General features: G+C 70.8%; 13 protein-coding genes and 1 tRNA gene. 8 read left to right on the top strand and 6 right to left on the bottom strand.

The features are described 5' to 3' along the window. Positions 1-211 precede the first annotated feature (211 nt). The 7 genes from pth (at position 212) to ABYF38_RS03540 (ending at position 10,029) form a co-directional block, all read left to right on the top strand. Positions 212-805, top strand: a complete 594-nt coding sequence (pth, locus tag ABYF38_RS03570) for an aminoacyl-tRNA hydrolase (RefSeq protein ID WP_371152773.1) — start codon at positions 212-214, stop codon at positions 803-805. A gap of 198 nt (positions 806-1,003) precedes the next feature. Beyond that, positions 1,004-4,735, top strand: coding sequence for a transcription-repair coupling factor (gene mfd / locus ABYF38_RS03565; RefSeq protein ID WP_371152772.1), 3,732 nt, complete (start codon positions 1,004-1,006; stop codon positions 4,733-4,735). A 34-nt stretch (positions 4,736-4,769) separates the two neighbouring features. Continuing rightward, complete coding sequence (locus ABYF38_RS03560) at positions 4,770-5,324, top strand: hypothetical protein (protein WP_371152771.1); 555 nt, start codon at positions 4,770-4,772, stop codon at positions 5,322-5,324. Between the two features lie 202 nt (positions 5,325-5,526). Further along, the gene (gene eno / locus ABYF38_RS03555) at positions 5,527-6,807 is read left to right on the top strand and encodes a phosphopyruvate hydratase (protein WP_371152770.1); all 1,281 of its coding nucleotides are present in this window, start codon (positions 5,527-5,529) and stop codon (positions 6,805-6,807) included. 391 nt (positions 6,808-7,198) lie between these two features. Continuing rightward, positions 7,199-8,320 (top strand): septum formation initiator family protein, encoded by a 1,122-nt coding sequence (locus tag ABYF38_RS03550; RefSeq protein ID WP_371152769.1) that lies wholly within the window; start codon positions 7,199-7,201, stop codon positions 8,318-8,320. Next, positions 8,317-8,859, top strand: a complete 543-nt coding sequence (locus ABYF38_RS03545; protein ID WP_371152768.1) for a DUF501 domain-containing protein — start codon at positions 8,317-8,319, stop codon at positions 8,857-8,859. The genes ABYF38_RS03550 and ABYF38_RS03545 overlap by 4 nt, the downstream gene beginning before the upstream one ends. 30 nt (positions 8,860-8,889) lie before the next feature. Then, positions 8,890-10,029, top strand: a complete 1,140-nt coding sequence (locus tag ABYF38_RS03540; RefSeq protein ID WP_371152767.1) for an exopolyphosphatase — start codon at positions 8,890-8,892, stop codon at positions 10,027-10,029. Positions 10,030-10,811: 782 nt separating this feature from the next. Here ABYF38_RS03540 and nhaA read toward each other — a convergent pair. After that, positions 10,812-12,212: a Na+/H+ antiporter NhaA gene (nhaA, locus tag ABYF38_RS03535; RefSeq protein WP_371152766.1), complete on the bottom strand. Its 1,401-nt coding sequence runs from the start codon at positions 12,210-12,212 to the stop codon at positions 10,812-10,814. A gap of 40 nt (positions 12,213-12,252) precedes the next feature. Between nhaA and ABYF38_RS03530 the strand changes: the two genes are divergently transcribed. After that, positions 12,253-12,326, top strand: a tRNA-Leu gene (locus ABYF38_RS03530). Between the two features lie 246 nt (positions 12,327-12,572). On the opposite strand, the gene ABYF38_RS03525 is transcribed toward ABYF38_RS03530, so the two are convergent. The 5 genes from ABYF38_RS03525 to ABYF38_RS03505 form a co-directional block, all read right to left on the bottom strand. Beyond that, complete coding sequence (locus tag ABYF38_RS03525) at positions 12,573-14,063, bottom strand: DUF1846 domain-containing protein (protein ID WP_371152765.1); 1,491 nt, start codon at positions 14,061-14,063, stop codon at positions 12,573-12,575. A 118-nt stretch (positions 14,064-14,181) separates the two neighbouring features. Next, entirely contained in the window at positions 14,182-14,865 is a 684-nt protein-coding gene (locus tag ABYF38_RS03520; RefSeq protein ID WP_371152764.1) for a response regulator, read from the bottom strand. Continuing rightward, a complete protein-coding gene (locus ABYF38_RS03515) occupies positions 14,862-16,610 on the bottom strand; it encodes a sensor histidine kinase (RefSeq protein WP_371152763.1) in 1,749 nt (582 codons plus the stop codon). The genes ABYF38_RS03520 and ABYF38_RS03515 overlap by 4 nt, the downstream gene beginning before the upstream one ends. Positions 16,611-16,760: 150 nt before the next feature. After that, a complete protein-coding gene (locus ABYF38_RS03510) occupies positions 16,761-17,642 on the bottom strand; it encodes an ABC transporter permease subunit (protein WP_371152762.1) in 882 nt (293 codons plus the stop codon). After that, the gene (locus ABYF38_RS03505) at positions 17,639-18,559 is read right to left on the bottom strand and encodes an ABC transporter ATP-binding protein (RefSeq protein WP_371152761.1); all 921 of its coding nucleotides are present in this window, start codon (positions 18,557-18,559) and stop codon (positions 17,639-17,641) included. Before ABYF38_RS03505 ends, ABYF38_RS03510 begins: the two co-directional genes overlap by 4 nt. Positions 18,560-18,578: the final 19 nt, after the last annotated feature.

Here is an 18,578-nt window from a genome sequence, read left to right as displayed (position 1 = left end):
GGGTAACGGCCGGCGGTGGTCGTTCCCCGTCCGCCGGGTGCCGCAACGCGGGGCGAGCCGGCGGCTGGTCTAGGTCGTTCCCCGTCCACCGGGTGTCGCAACGCGGGGCGAGCCGGCGGCGTCCGTGCCCGGCGAGCCGCCGCGAGAGGCGCGGGGCTGCCGGTGTCTTTGGCGGCCCGGTAGGCTCTGCCCCGGGAAAGAGGAGGCACCAATGAGCGAGACCTGGCTGATCGCCGGCCTGGGTAACACGGGCCGGAAGTATGAGGGCAATAGGCACAACGTCGGGCGCATGGTGATCAACGTGCTGGCCAAGCGCGCCGGCGTGACGCTCTCGCGCCACTCCTCGCAGACGATGATGGCGGAGGCCCGCCTGGGGATGCTGCCGGGCGGCGTGCCCGGTCCGCGCGCGGTCCTGGCCCACACGATGGGCTACATGAACGTCTCCGGCGGTCCGCTCAAGGCCCTGGCCGGCTACTTCCAGATCCCGCCCGAGCGCATCCTGGTGGTCCACGACGAGCTGGACCTGCCGGCCTGGACGCTGCGTCTCAAGCGCGGCGGCGGCGAGGGCGGTCACAACGGACTGCGCTCGCTCTCGCAGTCGCTGGGTACGCGCGACTACCTGCGCCTGCGCTTCGGGGTGGGGCGCCCGCCGGGCAGCCAGGACCCGGCCGACTACGTGCTCTCAGACTTCGCTGCCGGGGAGCGCACCGACCTGGCCCTCAGTCTGGAACTGGCCGCCGATGCCGTGGAGGACGTGACCGCGCGGGGCCTGGAGCTGGCCCAGATGCGCCTGCACGCCTCCTGACCGGGCGGCTTGCCGCTGCCCAGCGAGAGGCCGACCGTTCTTGAAACTTGACCAAAGCCGCCGAGCCTTGTCAATGGCCTGCCCGCTATGGGCCAGGTTCGGCGGGCTTTGACAAGTTTCGCTGAGCTCGTACCCGCCGAAGCTGAGTCCGTTCCGGTCCAGGCTGAGCCCCCGCCCGCCAGCGCGTAGGCTTTAGTGGTGAGACTTTCCGGACTGCTGCCACTGCTGCTAACCGACCCCGTCTTCGCCGCCGCCCAGGAGGCCGCGCCGGGGCGGGGGGAGCGCACCTTCTCCCTCCCGCTGGCCCCGCGTGGCGCGCTGCTGGCCGCGCTGAGCGAGCAGCGTCCGCTCACGGTGCTGACGGCCACCACGCGGGAGGCGGAGGACCTGGCCGCCGCCATCCGCGATCACCTGGGCGCAGCGCAGGCCGGCACGGTGGCGGTCTTCCCGGCGTGGGAGACGCTGCCGCACGAGAAGCTCTCGCCGCGCGCGGACACGATGGCTAAGCGCGCCGCGATCGCCCGCCGCCTTGCCCACCCGATCGAGGGGGACGCGCACGCCGGCCCGATCCGCGTGCTGCTTGCCCCCGTGCGCGCCGCGGCCGCCCCGCTGGTGGGCGGGCTGGGGGAGCGCGAGCCGCTGCACCTGCGTGTGGGCGACGAGATGCCGCTGGAGGAGGTGGTGGCGCGCCTGTCCGCCGGTGGTTATGCCCGCGTGGACATGGTGGAGCGGCGCGGCGAGTTCGCGGTGCGCGGCGGCATCCTGGACGTCTTTGTGCCCACCGATGCCCACCCGCTGCGGGTGGAGTTCTTCGGCGACGAGGTCGATGAGATTCGCGCCTTCACCGTTGCCGACCAGCGTTCCATCGCGCCCGCTCCCGCCGCCTTGGAGGTGGACGACGCTGCCGCCCGGCCCACGAAGAAGGCGGCCTCTTCGCTGTCGGCGCCCCCGGCGCAGGGCTCCCCGGGCGCCGCGGCCGATGCGTCGGGGGCCGTCGGCGCGGCGCGGGCCGGCAAGGCGCCCCTGCAGCTGTGGGCCCCGCCCTGCCGGGAGATCCCCCTCACTGCCGAGGTGCGCGAGCGCGCCGCGAAGCTGGTGACGACGCTGCCCGGTGCGGCCGAGCTGCTGGAGCGGATCGCGGATGGGCAGACCCCGGAGGGAATGGAGGCCCTCACCCCGGCGCTGGTGGGCCAGCTGGTGCCGCTGCTGTCCCTGGTGGATGCGCAGAGCCTGGTGCTCCTGCACGAGCCGGAGCGCATCCGCCGCCGCGTGGAAGACCTGCTGGCCACCACGGACGAGTTCCTGGCGGCCGCGTGGCACTCGGCCGCTGCGGGCGGCGGCATGCCCATCGACCTGCGCCGCGCCTCCTTCCTGGCCCTGCCCGCCATCCGCTCCCTGGCCCTGGAGCGGGGCCTGGGCTGGTGGCAGCTGACCTCGCTGCGGCCCATGGAACTGGACGAGTCCGGCGCGGCCCCGGCGCCCGACCCGGCGGGGGAGAGCGACGCCGATGGTGCCACGGAGGGCGGCGCGGGAGGCACCGCGCTGACGGAGCTCAGCCCCTACCGAGGCAACATCCCCCAGCTTTTCACGGACGTTTCACGCTGGCTGCGCCAGGGGCGCCGCGTGGTCGTCACCACCCAAGGCCCCGGCATGGCCCGACGCTTCCGGGAGCAGTTCGCCGCTGCAGAGCTGCCCGCCCGGGTCGTGGACGCCATCGCGCAGGCCCCCGAGCCCGGCAGCCTCACCATCACCACCGCCTCCCAGCTCGCCGGCTACCACGCCCCCGCCGCCGCCCTCACCGTCATCGGCGAGGCCGACGTCACCGGCAAGGCCGCGCGCGAGCAATCCAGGGACAAGGCCGTGCCCGCCCGGCGCCGCAACGCCGTAGACCCGCTGCAACTGCAGGCCGGCGACTACGTCGTCCACGAAGTCCACGGGGTGGGGCGCTTCATCGAACTGATCTCGCGGAACGTCGGCCACGGTGCCAAGGCCGGGCGGCGCGAATATCTAGTAATCGAATACGCGCCCTCAAAGCGCGGCCAACCGGGCGACCGCCTATTCGTCCCCACCGACTCCCTGGACCTGGTCACCAAGTACACCGGCGGAGAGGCCCCGGCGCTGTCCAAGATGGGCGGCGCCGACTGGGCCAAGACCAAGGGAAAGGCGCGCGCGGCCGTCAAGGACATCGCCAAGGAGCTGCTGCGCCTCTACGCCGCCCGCATGGCCACCAAGGGCCACGCCTTCTCCCCGGACACGCCCTGGCAGCGCGAACTGGAGGAATCCTTCGCGTTCGTGGAGACCCCCGACCAGCTAGCCACCATGGACGAGATCAAGGCGGACATGGAGCGCGAGGTGCCGATGGATCGGCTGCTGTGCGGGGACGTCGGCTACGGCAAGACCGAGCTGGCGGTGCGCGCCGCGTTCAAGGCCGTCCAGGACGGCAAGCAGGTGGCGGTGCTGGTGCCCACCACGCTGCTGGTCAGCCAGCACCTGGAGACCTTCACCTCCCGGTATGAGAACTTCCCGGTGCGCGTGGCCGCGCTCTCCCGCTTCCAGAGCGAGAAGGAAGCCCAGGAGGTCAAGGAGGCCACCCGCAAGGGGGAGGTGGACGTGCTGATCGGCACCCACCGCCTGCTCACCGGAGAGGTGCGCTTCAAGGACCTGGGCCTGGTCATCATCGACGAGGAGCAGCGCTTCGGCGTGGAACACAAGGAGACCCTCAAAGCCCTGCGCGCCAACGTGGACGTGCTGGCCATGAGCGCCACCCCCATCCCTCGCACCCTCGAGATGGCCGTGACCGGCATCCGCGAGATGTCCACCCTCACCACCCCGCCCGAGGACCGCCACCCGGTGCTCACCTACGTGGGCGGCTACGAGGACCGGCAGGTGGCCGCCGCCATCCGCCGCGAGCTGCTGCGCGACGGGCAGGTGTTCTTTGTGCACAACCGCGTCCAGTCCATCCAGGACACCGCCGCCAAACTGGCCAAGCTGGTGCCGGAGGCCCGCATCGCGGTGGCCCACGGGCAGATGGGCGAGCAGCAGCTGGAGCGCGTGATCGAGGACTTCTGGAACCAGGAGTTCGACGTGCTGGTGTGCACCACCATCGTGGAGACGGGCCTGGACATCTCCAACGCCAACACGCTGATCGTGGACCGGGCCAACGCCTTCGGGCTCTCGCAGCTCCACCAGCTGCGCGGGCGGGTGGGGCGCTCGCGGGAGCGGGCCTACGCCTACTTCCTCTACCCCACCCACACTCCGCTCACCGAGACCGCCCATGAGCGCCTGCGCACCATCGCCGCGCACACCGACCTGGGCAGCGGCATGCACGTGGCCATGAAGGATCTGGAGATTCGCGGCGCCGGTAACCTGCTGGGCGGGGAGCAGTCCGGCCACATCGCCGGGGTGGGCTTCGACCTCTACGTGCGGATGGTGGCAGACGCCGTGGCCCAGTACCGGGGAGACAAGAGCCCGGTGGAAGAGGAGGTGCGCCTGGACCTGCCCGTGGACGCCCACGTGCCCACCTCGTACGTGGAGCACGACCGGCTGCGCCTGGAGATCTACACGAAGATCTCCGCCGCCCGCACCGAGGCGGACCTGCGCGCGATCACCGAGGAGCTCACCGACCGCTACGGCGCCCTGCCCGAGCCGGTGGTGCGCCTCCTGGAACTGGCCCGTCTGCGCGCCACCGCGCGGGAGCTGGGGCTGAGCGAGCTGGTGGCCGTGGGCAAGCAGGTGCGCCTGGCGCCGCTGGAGGTGCCCGACTCGCTGCAGCTGCGGCTCAAACGCCTCTACCCGGGCTCCTCCGTGAAGCCCGCCGTGCGCGCCGTGACCGTGCCCATGCCGCGCGGCACCGGCCTGGGGGCCGCGCCCCTGGAGGACGACGCCCTGCTGGAATGGGTGGGGAACCTGTTGCGCGCGATCAAGGCGTAGTGGACTAGGCTGGCCCGCTAGGAAGGAGCGTGTGATGCGCAAGGTTATTTCTAGGCTCGGTGTGGCCGCAGCGGCCGCCCTGGCCGCCACCCTGCTGGCTGGGTGTTCAACCAGCCCGAACAACGCCGCACTGGTCTACGACGAGGCGATCACCTACGACTACCTGGAGGAGTTCGCCGACCAGGCCACCAAGCTCACCGGCACGCAGACCCCGGCTGACGCCCTGCTGGGCCCGGCGGTGCGTGCTCGCTTCGTACTGGAGGTGGGCCAGTCCTTCGACGTGCCCGAGGCCGACGTTATCGCGGGCATCAAGAGCGGCGAGGCCATCCAGGGCATGCCCGGCACGCTGGACGAGGGCGAGGAGCCGGCCCAGGCGCTCGTGGACTTCTTCCGGGGCGCCCAGATGCTGGAGAAGATTGGTGAGGCCGGCCTGGACGGCGCCTTCCAGGAGGCCTTCTTTGGGGCCGTGCAGCACGGGGACATCCGCGTCAACCCGCGCCACACCCCGCGCAACGAGGACGGCTCCCTGGCGCACGAGTGGCTGCTGCCCGACCCGAAGCTGGCGCAAGGCCCGCTGCCCCTCAACTGACCCGAGGGAGGAACCAGGCGCCAAGCGGCATAGCAAAGGGCGGCAAGGCAAGGGCCTTGCCGCCCTTTTCTGCGCCCAAATCGCAGGTCAAATCCTCCTTCACCGCTCGCGAAACGGCCCTAAGTCATGGCCTAGGGCATACCGGGCGCATTAGGGTTAAAGGTGTTCGATGAGCATCGACCACTGAACTGAAGGAGTACATGTGGCTACCATTCTCGCTATCGGCGGCCGTGAGATTCTCGACTCGCGCGGCAACCCCACTGTTGAGGTCGAGGTAATCCTTGACGACGGCACGATGGCTCGCGCCGCCGTCCCCTCCGGCGCTTCCACCGGTGCTTTCGAGGCCGTTGAGCGTCGCGACGGCGAGGCCCGCTACGGCGGCAAGGGCGTGCAGGGCGCTGTCGATGCTGTTGACGACATCATCGCCCCCGAGCTCGTTGGCTTCGAGGCCTCCGAGCAGCGTCTGATCGACGAGACCCTGATCGAGCTGGACGGCACCCCGAACAAGTCCAAGCTGGGCGCCAACGCCATCCTCGGTGTCTCCCTGGCCGTGGCCAAGGCCGCTGCCGACTCCGCCGGCCTGCCGCTGTTCCGCTACCTCGGTGGCCCGAACGCCCGCGTGCTGCCGGTCCCCATGATGAACATCCTCAACGGTGGTTCTCACGCAGACTCCAACGTTGACATCCAGGAGTTCATGATCGCCCCCGTGGGCGCCCCGACCTTCAAGGAGTCCCTGCGCTGGGGCGCCGAGGTCTACCACGCCCTCAAGGCCGTCCTGAAGGGCCGTGGCCTGGCCACGGGCCTGGGCGACGAGGGTGGCTTCGCCCCCAACCTCGACTCCAACCGCGCTGCGCTGGAGCTGATCGTTGAGGCCATCGAGAAGACCGGCCTGAAGGCTGGCGACGACGTGGCCCTGGCCCTGGACGTCGCCTCCACCGAGTTCTTCAAGGACGGCGCCTACAACTTCGAGGGTGCCGCCCAGTCCACCGAGTACATGGTGGACTACTACACCAAGCTGATCGAGGACTTCCCGGTTGTCTCCATCGAGGACCCGCTGTCCGAGGACGAGTGGGACGCCTGGAAGGCCCTGACCGTCGCCGTCGGCGACAAGGTGCAGCTGGTGGGTGACGACCTGTTCGTGACCAACCCGGAGCGCCTGGCTCGCGGTATCCGCGAGGGCATCGCCAACGCCCTGCTGGTCAAGGTCAACCAGATCGGCTCCCTGTCCGAGACCCTGGAGGCCGTGGAGAACGCCCACCGTGCGGGCTTCGCCTCCATGACCTCTCACCGTTCCGGCGAGACCGAGGACACCACCATCGCCGACCTGGCCGTTGCCACCAACTCCGGCCAGATCAAGACCGGTGCCCCGGCCCGCGGCGAGCGCGTGAACAAGTACAACCAGCTGCTGCGCATCGAGGACGAGCTGGACGACGCCGCCGTTTACGCCGGTCGTTCCGCCTTCCCGCGTCGCTACGGTCGCTGAGGAAACCACTAGGCGCTAGCGTCTAGGGGCTCGGGCCCGCCACCTGCAAGGGTGGCGGGCCCTTTTCCGTTGCCGGCGATGCAGGCGGGGGCGCTGGTGGGGGAGGCGGGCGGAGCGTCGTCCCTGCCGGGGTAGCGGCTGCCGGGCAGGTTGGGCGCGGTGGTGGGTGGGGCGTCGGGCGTGGAGGGCGGTGCGCGGCGCGGGCGGGTTGGGCGCGGTGGTGGGTGGGGCGTCGGGCGTGGAGGGCGGTGCGCGGCGCGGGCGGGTTGGGCGCGGTGGCGGGTGGGGCGTCGGGCATTGAGGGCGGTGCGCGGCGCGGGCGGAGGGGTGAGGTATGCACAATTGGTGTGTTCGGCTTGGCCTGCCCGCCCGGGTAAGGGAGCATAGAGACATGCCCACAGCTCCGCGCCGCCCAGTCATGCCCCGTAACAGGGACCGCTCGGGCGCGTCGGCGTCGGCGCAGCAGCCGGGCGGGCAGCGGGCCGCACTCCCGCAGCGTCGAGCCTCGGCGCAGACCAGGCAGTCCGCGCAGACCAGGCAGTACGGGCAGACCGGGGTGGCTGGGCAGACCGGGGTGGCTGGGCAGCGTCGGCCCGCAGTGCAGCCCGCCGCGCCCTCCCGGGGAGCGGGGCCGCAGCAGGAGACGCGGGCTCAGCGGGGGCTGGCCGCGCAGCAGCGGCCCACGGCCCAGCAGGGCGTGGCGGCACAGCATGGCGCGCCGGCACAACAGGGCGCTCGGGGCGCGGTGCTGCACATGGGTACCACCAAGATCGACCGCACGCCGCCGACCGGTCTTGCCACGACGCGCACTGCCGGCTCCGCGGGCACCGGTCTTGCTGCGGCGCGGGGCACCGGTACGACGGTAGGCTCGGCCGCAGGACGCTCCAGGCAGCCCAGGCTCGGCGGCTATGGCGGTGGCGGGCGCGCGGCGGACCGCCCGGGGGCCCGCCCGGATAGGGGCACGGCCTACTCGGCGCGCCGCCGCCCGGACCGGCCCGGTTCGCGCCAGGCGGAGGAGGCGTGGCAGTCGAGCGGGCCGGAGACCGGCCCCACCGAGCAGGTGGCGCAGGAGAAGGCCATGTCCCGCCCGATGGCGGTGCTGTTCCTGGTGGCGTGCATGGTGGTGGCGGCGTTCATCGTGATGAGCCCGCTGCGCACTCTCATGGACCAGCGCGCGGAGCGCGCGGACCTGGTGGAGCAGATTGCGCAGGCCCAGGAACGCAACGAGAAGCTGCGCCAGGAGCTGGCCAAGTGGGAGGACCCGAACGTGGTGCGCCGGGAGGCGCGTGAGCGGCTCGGATTCGTCCAGCCGGGCGAGAAGGTCTACATTGTCACGGACTCTTCGGTAGCCCAGCCGGGCCCGAGCGAGACCGAGGATCCCGCGCTTCGGCCCGTTATCGAGCCGGACTCGTGGGTGCGCACGCTGTGGCAGGGCCAGGCGCCCAGCTCGATCCCGCTGCGGGATCAGCCCACGGCCCCGCCCGGAATCATCAAGCAAGACGGAGAAAAATGAGCCAGGAAACGCCCACCCCCACGCCCGCTAACGTCCCGGCAGAGCAACAGGTGAGCGAGGCCGATATTCAGGCGCTGGCTGAGCAGCTGGGCCGCCCGCCGCGCGGGGTGCACTCGATCGCGGCGCGCTGCGTGTGTGGCCGCCCGGCGGTGGTGCGCACGCTGCCGCGCCTGGACGACGGCACGCCGTTCCCCACCACGCTCTACCTGACCCACCCGGGCGCGGTGAAGGCGATGAGCACGCTCGAGGCCGAGCACACCATGGAGGAGCTGAAGGCCGAGCTGGCGCAGAGCGAGGAGATGCGCGCCGCCTACGAGCGCGCGCACGCCGCCTACCTGGCCGACCGGGCCGCGCTGGGCGAGGTCCCGGAGATCGCGGGGGTGAGCGCCGGCGGCATGCCCACGCGCATCAAGTGTCTGCACGCCCTGGCGGGGCACGCGCTGGCGGCGGGCGAGGGCGTCAACCCGGTGGGTGACCGGGCGCTGCAGATCGCCCAGGAGCGCGGTCTGTGGGATAAGTCCAAGTGCTCGTGTGAATGAACGTAAGTGGTAGGTGGCAGCATTGTTCGCATGACCCGAATTGCTGCCATCGACTGTGGAACTAACTCCATCCGCCTGCTCGTCTCCGAGGTTGGGGCTTCCGGCCGCCTGACCGACGTGTTGCGGGAGATGCGGATCGTGCGGTTGGGGCACGGCGTGGACGCGACGGGCATGCTGGATCCTGCCGCCCTGGAGCGCACCTTTGCTGCGGCCAGTGACTACGGCGAGTTGATGCGCGGGCATGGCGTGGAGGCGGCGCGTTTTGTGGCTACCTCCGCTACGCGCGACGCCGGCAACCGCGAGGTCTTCGTGGAGGGAATCCGTGCCGCCCTGGGCCTGGAGCCGGAGGTGATCAGCGGAGACGAGGAGGCCACGCTCTCCTTCACCGGCGCCCTGGTGGCGGTGGGCGGTGCCAGTGGTGGCGCTGGGGTGGACGACGCTGCCGCCCCGGCCGCCCCGCCCAGTCAGGCCGGACTGCTGGCTGGGGCCGGGGCTACGGGTGGGGCCGAGGGGTCGGCTGAGGCCGGGGCTACGGCTAGGGCTGGGGGGCTGGCTGGGGCCGGGGAGCGTGCCCAGGGCGAGCCGCAGCGCACCATCGTGGACATCGGCGGCGGCTCCACCGAGCTGGTGCGCGGCACGCGCGCCCCCGAGGCCGCCCTGAGCCTGGACATGGGCTGCGTGCGCATGACCGAGCGGCACCTGGCTGCGAGTCTGGACGCCGCCGGGCGGCCGAGCCCGGCGGCGGTGGAGGCCGCGCGCGCAGATGTGCGCGCCCTGCTGGCTCCGGCGCTGGAGAGCCTGCAGCTGGGGTTGACTGAGGAGCTGGTTGGTCTGGCGGGCTCGGTGACCACCCTAACCGCGCACGCCCTGGGTCTTAGCCGCTACGACCGCTCCCGCATCAACGGTGCCCGCCTGAGCGTGGAGCAGGTGCTGGAGTCCTGTCAGGAGATGCTCGCCTCCACGCGCGCGCAGCGCGAGGCGATGGGCTTCATGCACCCGGCGCGCCTGGACGTGATCGGGGCGGGCGCGATCGTGTGGTCGGAGGTGGTGGGCGGCATCGCCCGGGCCGTGGCGGCGCGCGGCGGGCAGCTCACCCACGTGGTGACTTCTGAGCACGACATCCTGGACGGCATCGCCCTGTCCGTGGCCCAGCGCCTGACGGTGGCCTAGCGGAGGCGCCCCAGGTTAAGGAGGTCGGGGTGGGCACGCACCGCGTGCCCACCCCGACCCTTCCTGGTTCCCTGCGCTGCCTACTCTGCGGGGGTCGGCCTCCCGCGTTTCCTCAGGGGCGCGACGTTCCACCCGCCCATTTCCTCAGCGCCCGTCCCTGGAGTGAGCCCCGCGACCCGCGTGCCCCGGTGATCGCGGTGATCGAGGTGGGGGCTGGACCCGGTCCGGCGGTGCGCAAACGATTGTGGGGTTACCCGGCCGGGTAACCCTCCGACCGGTTCACTGAGCCCTCGATCGCCTGCGCACTTCGCCACTTACGAGGCGCACCGGCGTCCAGCTTTGGCCCCCAAGCTCGCAAATGCTGCGACGGGGTACGTGTGACCGCTTGGTGCCGTGGTACCGGTCGGTCGGATGTACCCGGAGCGCACGCTTGTGCGCTCGGGGGCACCGAACCGCCACCGCCCGCCACCGCGCGTCGCCAGTGCCTCCTGGTGTGACCGTGGCGTCCAGCTTTGGCCCCCAAGCTCGCAAATGCTGCGACGGGGTACGTGTGACCGCTTGGTGCCGTGGTACCGGTCGGTCGGATGTACCCGGAGCGCACGCTTGTGCGCTCGGGGGCACCGGGGCGCCACCGCCCGCCACCGAACCGCCACCTGCACAGCGCCGGCCGGGCGGAAGCAAACCGGCCTCAAGTCCAGCGCCCTGGGCCGAGGAACGCCCCGACGAGGTTGGGGTGGGCACGCGCCGCGTGCCCACCCCAACCTTTCCGTGTCCTCCGTTCGCTACTCTGCGGGGCCGTCCTCCCGCAGGTGGACCACGGCACGGTGGTGCACCAGGGCGCCACCCACCAGGGCGGAGACCAGGGAGCCGATGATGACGGCGATGGCCGCGTGGTCTGAGGCCACCGGCTCGGCGGGGAAGGCCAGGGAGGCGATCAGCAGGGAGACGGTGAAACCGATGCCGGAGAGCAGGCCGACCGCAGAGATGTCGCGCATGATGACGCCCTTGCCCAGTTGCAGCGGGGTGAACTTCAGCAGCAGCCAGACGGAACCGGCGATGCCGATGAACTTGCCCAGGGGCAGGCCCAGGTAGACGCCGATGGCGACCGGGTCGGTGAGGGCCGCACCGACGCCCCCCTCGGTGCCGATCACGGTGACGCCGGCGGCGAAGAAGGCGAAGATGGGCAGGGCCAGGCCGGCGCTGAGCGGGGCGATGCGGTGGGCGATGGCGTGGGTGCGCCCGCCGTGGGGCAGGTCCGCGTCCAGGTCGGCGTGGCGGCGGGCTGGCACAACCAGGCCCAGCAGCACACCCGCGATCGTGGCGTGGATGCCGCTGCGGAAGACGAAGTACCAGGCCAGCACGGCCAGCGGGATGAGCAGCCAGCGGGAGAAGATGCGCTTGCGGGCCAGCACGCCGAAGACGAAGACGGCGGCCAGGGCGGCGCCGAAGTAGGCGAGGTTCAGCTCGGAGCTGTAGAAGACGGCGATGATGATGATCGCCAGGAGGTCGTCCACCACCGCCAGGGTGAGCAGGAAGGTGCGCACGCCGGAGGGCAGGCCCTTGCCCATGATGCCGAGCACCGCGACCGCGAAGGCGATGTCGGTGGCCGTGGGGATGGCCCACCCGTGCATGTGGTGGTCGCCGGTAAAGACCTGCGTGCCCCAGTAGATGACGGCCGGGCCCACCATGCCGAAGGCGGCGGCGATCATCGGCAGGGCCGCCTGCCTGATGTCGCGCAGCGCCCCCACCGAGAACTCGGTCTTCAACTCCAGACCCACGATGAAGAAGAAGATGGCCAGCAGGCCGTCGGCGGCCCAGTGCTCCAGGGACAGGTTGATGCCCCACGAGGCGGGCCCCACGTGCACGTCGGCCAGGTGGTGGTACCAGTGCTGGGCCGGGCTGTTGGCGAGCACCAGGGCCAAAACGGCTGCGGCGATCACCAGCACGCCGGCGAAGGTCTCGTCGCGCAGCTTGCCGGGCACCACATCGAACAGCGCACCGAACGCGGGGTGCTCGGAGATGCGGCGGGTGATCCGCTTGCGCAGGGACTTCTTGCGCCCGGAGTGGGGGTCGCGCGTCTTGCGCAGCGGCTTGCTAGCGCCGTGCGCGCTCTGGGGGTGGGAGGCCCGGGGCTTCCGCTGCGAAGACCTGCTGGTTGGCTTGGTGGGCTTGCGCTTGCTCATTACTATCCTTCCCGGGCTTCCTCTAAGATAGAGGGCCGCAGCCTCCATGGCCCAATTGGCAGAGGCAACCGACTTAAAATCGGTGTGTTGTGGGTTCGAGTCCCACTGGAGGCACCTACCCCTATTCCCGGCAGGGGGGTAGGGGTTTTGCTTTTGACTGGGGGCTGCGCTCGCGCATCTAGGTTAAGCGCATTCGGCCACCCATTTTGCCATTGGAAAGGATGAAAGTCCTTTCGTGGGCGCCGCGCTCTTCCTCACCGTTTCCTCGGCAGGCCCCCACCCAGAAGCTCCCGGGCGCCAGCCGCGCGCGCCCAATGCCAGCCCCGGCGGGGCTGCGCGCCGGCGCGGCCGGCTTGCGGTCTAGCGCTTTCGGTACAGGCTCTTGGTGGCGTAGACCGGCTCGTTGGTGACCTGCACCCCGAGGGAGCGGAAGATGCCCTCGTCCACCGAGCCCAGGATCGTGGAGGTGTGGACGTCGCAGCCGCGCAGCTCACCGAGGCAGGCCAGGGCGCGGCGGGCGTTGTCGTCGCCGTTGGCGGACACGGCCAGGGCGATCAGCACCTCGTCGGTGTGCAGGCGCGGGTTCTTCGAGCCCAGGTGCTTGGTCTTCAGGGTCTGGATCGGCTCGATGGAGGCCGGCGCCAGCAGGTCCACGCTCGCGTCGATCCCCGCCAGCCGCTTGAGCGCGTTCAGCAGCATGGCCGAGCAGGCGCCCAGCAGGGCGGAGGTCTTGCCGACCACGATCTCGCCGCTGGCCAGCTCGATGGCCGCGGCGGGCGCATCCGTCTGCCGCGCCAGCTCCAGGCAGGGCCCCACCACCGGGCGGTCGTTGGTGCCGATCCCGAGTGAGCCCATCAGGAGGGCGATCTTGGTGGACTGGTCCGGCTCCACCTCGTCGCGGCGCTCCTGCACCAGGGCCTTGAAGTAGCGGCGGATCACCTCCTGCTTGGAGGCCTCGCGGCAGGCGTCGTCGTCGCTGATGCACAGCCCGGCCATGTTCACGCCCATGTCCGTGGGGGAGGCGTAGGGGGAGGCGCCCAGGATCTGCTCGAACAGGCGGCTGAGCACCGGGAAGATCTCGATGTCGCGGTTGTAGTTGACCGTCTGCTCGCCGTGGGCGGCCAGGTGGAAGTGGTCGATCATGTTCATGTCGTCCAGGTCCGCCGTGGCGGCCTCGTAGGCCACGTTCACCGGGTGGTCCAGCGGCAGGTTCCAGATCGGGAAGGTCTCGAACTTCGCATACCCGGAGGAGATGCCGCGCACGTGATCGTGGTAGAGCTGGGACAGGCAGGTGGCCATCTTGCCGGAGCCGGGGCCGGGGGCGGTGACCACCACCAGGTCGCGGCTGGTCTCCACGTACTCGTTGCGGCCGTAGCCCTCGGGGGAGACGATCCGGGCGACGTCGTGCGGGTAGCCGGCGATGGGGTAGTGCCGGTAGACGGGCAGGCCCAGCTTGATGAGCTTTAGCCTGAAGGCGGCGGCCTGCGGGTTGTCGTCGCTCCAGTGGGTGATCACCACGGAGCCGACGTGCAGGCCGTAGGCGCGAAACTCGTCCACGTGGCGCAGAACGTCGTCCTCGTAGGGGATGCCCAGGTCGGCGCGCACCTTGTTGCGGGCGAAGTCGGCGGCGTTGACCACCACCACGATCTCCACCTCGTCGGCCAGCTCGGCCAGCATGACGATCTTGTTGTCCGGGGTGAAGCCCGGCAGTACGCGGGAGGCGTGCATGTCGTCTACCAGCTTGCCGCCGAACTCGAGGTAGAGCTTGCCGCCGAACTGGGCTCGCCTCTCGGCGATGTGGCGGGACTGCAATTCGAGGTACTTCTCGCGGTCGAAGCCGATCCGGTGCATTCTTCCTCCCGTCGCTGGCGTCACCGCTCCCGCCGAGGGGCGGCGGGAAACGCCACCGCAGAATTGTAGCCAGCCTGGCGCGCTGGAAAGCCGCCGCGCCCCTGTGGCGGTGGACGCGCTAGCGGCGCATCAACCCGGCCTCGTAGGCGCGCACCACGGCCTGCACGCGGTCGCGCACCTCCAGTTTGGCCAGGACGTTGCCCACGTGGGTCTTGATGGTGGTGGAGGAGAGCACCAGGTGCTCGGCGATCTCGGCGTTGCTCATGCCCTGGGCGATCAGTTCCAGCACCTCGCGCTCGCGGGTGGTGAGGGACTCGATGCCCGGGTCCACGGTGGGGCCGCCGTCCGCGCCCTGCTCGGCGTGGCTGGGCAGCTGGCCGGCGAACATCTCCAGCATTCGGCGGGTGACGCGCGGGGAGACCACGGCCTCGCCGCTGGCGACGGTGCGGATGGCCTCGGCGAGTTCTGCCGGGCGGGTGTCCTTCAGCAGGAAGCCGGAGGCGCCGGCGCGCAGGCCGGCGAACGCGTACTCGTCCAGGTCGAAGGTGGTCAGGATGAGCACCTTGGTGGTGGGGAACTCGGCGGCGATCTGGGCGGTGGCGTCGATGCCGTTCATGCCGGGCATGCGCACGTCCATCAGCACCACGTCGGGGCGCAGCGAGCGGACCATGGAGATGGCGGTGGCGCCGTCTGCGGCTTCGCCGATCACCTCGATGCCGTCCTCGGCGTCCAGGACCATGCGAAAGCCCATGCGCATGAGTGACTGGTCGTCCACCAATAGCACGGTGATGTTCTCAGTCATCGCGGCATCATCCACGGGGTAACCTCGCTCTCGGCTTCGTTCCAGTGCATTATCGCGTTTACTTGCCAGCCGCCCTCGACCGGTCCAGCCTGCACACGTCCACGATAGACGGCTGCGCGCTCCTGCATCCCCACTAGGCCCTTGCCGGACCCGCGCATTGGGGTGGTTCCGGTGCCGGTCGCGTTGCGGACGGTGAGTTCCACGGTGCCGGTGGTGCGGGCCAGGCGCACCAGGATGTCCGGGCTGGTGGGGGCGTAGCGCAGGATGTTGGTCAGGGCCTCCTGGGTGATTCGGTAGAGGGCAAGCTGGAGGCCCTTGTCCTCGGGCAGGGGGCCGCCGCTGCGTTCGAAGCGCACGGGCAGGCCGGTGCCCCGGAACTGGGAGACCAGCTCGGCGAGGTCGTTCTCGGCGGGTGCCGGCCCCAGCGGGACGTCGGTGTCCGGTTGTTGGCCCAGGATGACGGCATGCTCCTGCTGGTTGGCCCGCTCCAGGATCGCCTGGTTTGCTTCGAGGCGCTGCTTGGACGACGTCTCGCCGGCCAGTTTCTCCCCGAGGCGGGCAAAGAGGCCGCCTATGCCCGGACGACGCTTCGCGGCAGCCGGCCCGGGCAGGGAGGCGGGCAGCGTGGCCAGTGCCTCCGATTGGGCCAACTGGGTGGCAACTGGGGTGGTGGGGGCGCCCCGGGTGGCGCCGCCAGCTGCCACGGTGGGGGCACCGCCCGCGCCGGGAGCGGCGCCAGTCCCGCCGCCCGCGATAGGGGCAGGTTGGGTGGTGGGCGTTAGCGCGGGGCGGGAAGTGCAGGGGGTGGCGGGCGCGGCAACGTCGGCCAGCACGGGGGAGGGGACGGTGGCGGGCTCGGTGCGCAGCACGCCGACCAGGCGGCGGGTGTCGGCCAGGGCGGCGCGGCCGGTGGAGGAGAGCTGCTCGATCGCGGTGGCCGCCATCTTCGGATTGCGTTCCAGGTTGGCGGCGGCGCCGTCGGCCATCGTCACGATGATCGCCAGGGAGTGGGCCAGGACGTCGTGCATCTCGCGGGCGATGCGGGTGCGCTCCGCGGAGACGGCCAGCTGTTCGCGCTGGTCGCGCTCCAGGGCCAGGCGGGCGGCCAGGTGCTCCAACTGCAGCATGCGTAGTCGCTGCAGGCGCACGGATACGCCCAGCAGGGTGACGATGATTAGCGACATGGCGTACAGCAGCACCACGAACACGGTGGCCTTGGGGGTGTACTCGCGCAGGTAGGTGTCGATGGCGTACAGGCCGATCGCGAAGGCCGTGGCCGTCCAGGTCACCGCCAAGCGGTAGAGGGTGGCCACCGTGAACAGGGCGAGCGCCACCGCGCACAAGCTGATCAGGAAGGAATCGGGGCCCAGCGCGGAGGAGACCCACGGGCGGGGCAGCTCCTGCTGCGTGAGGCGGGAAACCAGGTCCACCACCACGGGCGGGATGGTGGTGGCCGCCAGCGCCACCAGCGGCAGCGTGCGGCGGATCGCCACGGCCAGCACGTAGGTCAGGATCAGGGCCAGATCTGCGGCCGGGTGGCTGTGTGCGGTGCCCTCCCCGCCCACGAACGGGGCGGAGGAGAACGACCACACCACCGCAGCCAACAGGGCGAAGCCCAGCGTCGTGACGGCGTCGGTCAGGGCCGCGTTGGCCGTCAGGCGCGAGAACCAGGTGTAGGCCTGGCTGGGCCAAGCTGCCGAGGCCGGGTCGGGGGCGGTCAACCAGCGCGGAATCTTCACTCTCACAGCCCTAATCATGCGGCCCGGCCGGGCGCTTTCGCACCCGGCCGGGCCAGCTTGCCTATCCAAGCGCGCAGGTTACGCGCCCGGGTTCCGCTTGGGGCAGGCGGCGGGCCCCGTTCGCCCGGGTTGGGCGGTAGGGCCCCTTTGCCTGGCTCAGGCGTCGCGGCGCTTGAACAGGATCGCGCCGGTGATCAGGGGCACCAGCACCCAGACCAGCAGGATCAGCAGGTTCTTGCCCACGCTTTCGCCGGCGATCATCGACATGCCGGCGTTGGCGGGCAGGTACTTGTCCAGCTTGCCCAGCGGCTCCCAGATGCGAGCCAGGAAGATGCCGGCGATCTGCAGGGCGATGATGAGCACGAACAGCTCCACCGCGACAACGGTGATGGCGCCCGCAGTGTGACGCAGCAGGAAGCCCAGGCCGGCGCCCATCATCGCCATCAGCAGGTGGAACAGGGCGGTCAGCAGCACGGTCTTGAGCGTGCCGGTGGTGAAGACCTCGATGTCACGGCTAGAGAGGAACAGGTGGAGGAACGGCAGCGTGAGCAGGTTGCCCACCAGGGAGATCAGCGCGGCGGAGACGCTGACCACCAGCACCTTGGCGGTGGACACCGGCCAGCGGCTGGGCACGGCCGCCAGGGTGGAACGGATCTGGCCGGTGGAGTACTCCGTGGTGACCGCCAGCACGCCCAGGGCGGCGGTGATCATCGCGACGAAGTAGGCCGGCAGCGAGAAGATGGCGCTGAGCATCGCCGGCGAGGCAGACATGTCAGCATCCAGCTGCGTGATGCCGAAGCCCATCAGCGAGCCCAAACCAATGGTTAGGACGATGCAGATGGCCGCCACCCAGTAGGTGGAGCGCAGGGACCACAGCTTGATGCGCTCGGAGCGCAGCACGCTGAACAGGCTCACGTTGGAGGTGCCGACTGCGCGCACGCGCTGCGCCGGGGCGGGCATGACCGGGGCGCCGTTGGCGGGCATGACCGGGGCGCCGGGGTGCATCGCGGGGCTTGCGGCGGGGGTGGGGGTGCTCATCGGGTCTCTCCCATCTTCACAGTGCGGTACTCGACCTGGTCCGCGGTCAATGTCAGGTAGGCGTCCTCCAGGGAGGCCTTCAGGGTGGTCAGCTCGTGCAGGGCAAGACCGTGCTGGGCGGCAAGCTCGCCCACGGCGGCGGCGTCCACTCCGGTGATGCGCAGGGTGCCGTCGCCGCTGTTGGAGACGGTGGCCCCGCTGTTGGCCAGGAGCTGGCCCAGCTCGCCCAGGCGCGGGGAGCGCACCTGCACGGAGGTGCTGGTCACGGCGGCGATCACGTCGTCCACCGGGCCCTGGGTGAGGATGCGTCCCTTGCCGATCACCAGCAGGTGGTCTGCGGTCTGGGCCATCTCGCTCATGAGGTGGGAGGAGACGAAGACGGTGCGTCCCTCGGCCGCCAGCGAGCGGCACATCTCACGCACCCAGCGCACGCCCTCGGGGTCAAGGCCGTTAACCGGCTCGTCGAAGATCAGCACCTGCGGGTCACCCAGCAGCGCTGCGGCGATGCCCAGGCGCTGCCCCATGCCCAGGGAGAAGCCGCCGGCGCGCTTCTTGGCGACCTCGGTCAGGCCGGTGATGGCCAGGACCTCGTCGACCCGGCGGGCGGGGATGTTGTTGGAGGCGGCCAGCGCACGCAGGTGCGAGCGGGCGCTGCGGCCGGGGTGGATGCCCTTGGCGTCCAGCAGCGCGCCCACCTGCTGGGCGGGGTTCTTGTGCTGCTGGAAAGGCTTGCCGTTGACGGTAACGGTGCCGGCGGTGGGGGAGTCCAGTCCCATGATCATGCGCATGGTGGTGGACTTGCCCGCGCCGTTGGGGCCCAGGAAGCCGGTGACGCACCCGGCTGGAATGGTGAAACTGACGTTGTCTACGGCGAGCTTGCTGCCGTAACGCTTGGTAAGGCCCTCTGCCTGAATCATTGTGGCTCCTTTCGGCTGC

The sequence above is a fragment of the Buchananella sp. 14KM1171 genome (genome assembly GCF_041380365.1).
Classification (GTDB): Bacteria; Actinomycetota; Actinomycetes; order Actinomycetales; family Actinomycetaceae; genus Buchananella; species Buchananella felis.
Note: the sequence above shows the minus strand (reverse complement) of the source record. Positions and strands in the feature narration are given on the sequence as shown.

Excerpts from the sequence above, each read along its gene's own strand:
- pth (WP_371152773.1), top strand. The coding sequence starts at position 212 with ATGAGCGAGACCTGGCTGATCGCCGGCCTGGGTAACACGGGCCGGAAG.
- ABYF38_RS03510 (WP_371152762.1), bottom strand. The coding sequence starts at position 17,642 with ATGAGCACCCCCACCCCCGCCGCAAGCCCCGCGATGCACCCCGGCGCC.
- ABYF38_RS03520 (WP_371152764.1), bottom strand. The coding sequence starts at position 14,865 with ATGACTGAGAACATCACCGTGCTATTGGTGGACGACCAGTCACTCATG.
- nhaA (WP_371152766.1), bottom strand. The coding sequence starts at position 12,212 with ATGAGCAAGCGCAAGCCCACCAAGCCAACCAGCAGGTCTTCGCAGCGG.
- ABYF38_RS03545 (WP_371152768.1), top strand. The coding sequence starts at position 8,317 with ATGAGCCAGGAAACGCCCACCCCCACGCCCGCTAACGTCCCGGCAGAG.
- ABYF38_RS03550 (WP_371152769.1), top strand. The coding sequence starts at position 7,199 with ATGCCCACAGCTCCGCGCCGCCCAGTCATGCCCCGTAACAGGGACCGC.
- ABYF38_RS03560 (WP_371152771.1), top strand. The coding sequence starts at position 4,770 with ATGCGCAAGGTTATTTCTAGGCTCGGTGTGGCCGCAGCGGCCGCCCTG.
- ABYF38_RS03540 (WP_371152767.1), top strand. The coding sequence starts at position 8,890 with ATGACCCGAATTGCTGCCATCGACTGTGGAACTAACTCCATCCGCCTG.
- ABYF38_RS03525 (WP_371152765.1), bottom strand. The coding sequence starts at position 14,063 with ATGCACCGGATCGGCTTCGACCGCGAGAAGTACCTCGAATTGCAGTCC.
- ABYF38_RS03505 (WP_371152761.1), bottom strand. The coding sequence starts at position 18,559 with ATGATTCAGGCAGAGGGCCTTACCAAGCGTTACGGCAGCAAGCTCGCC.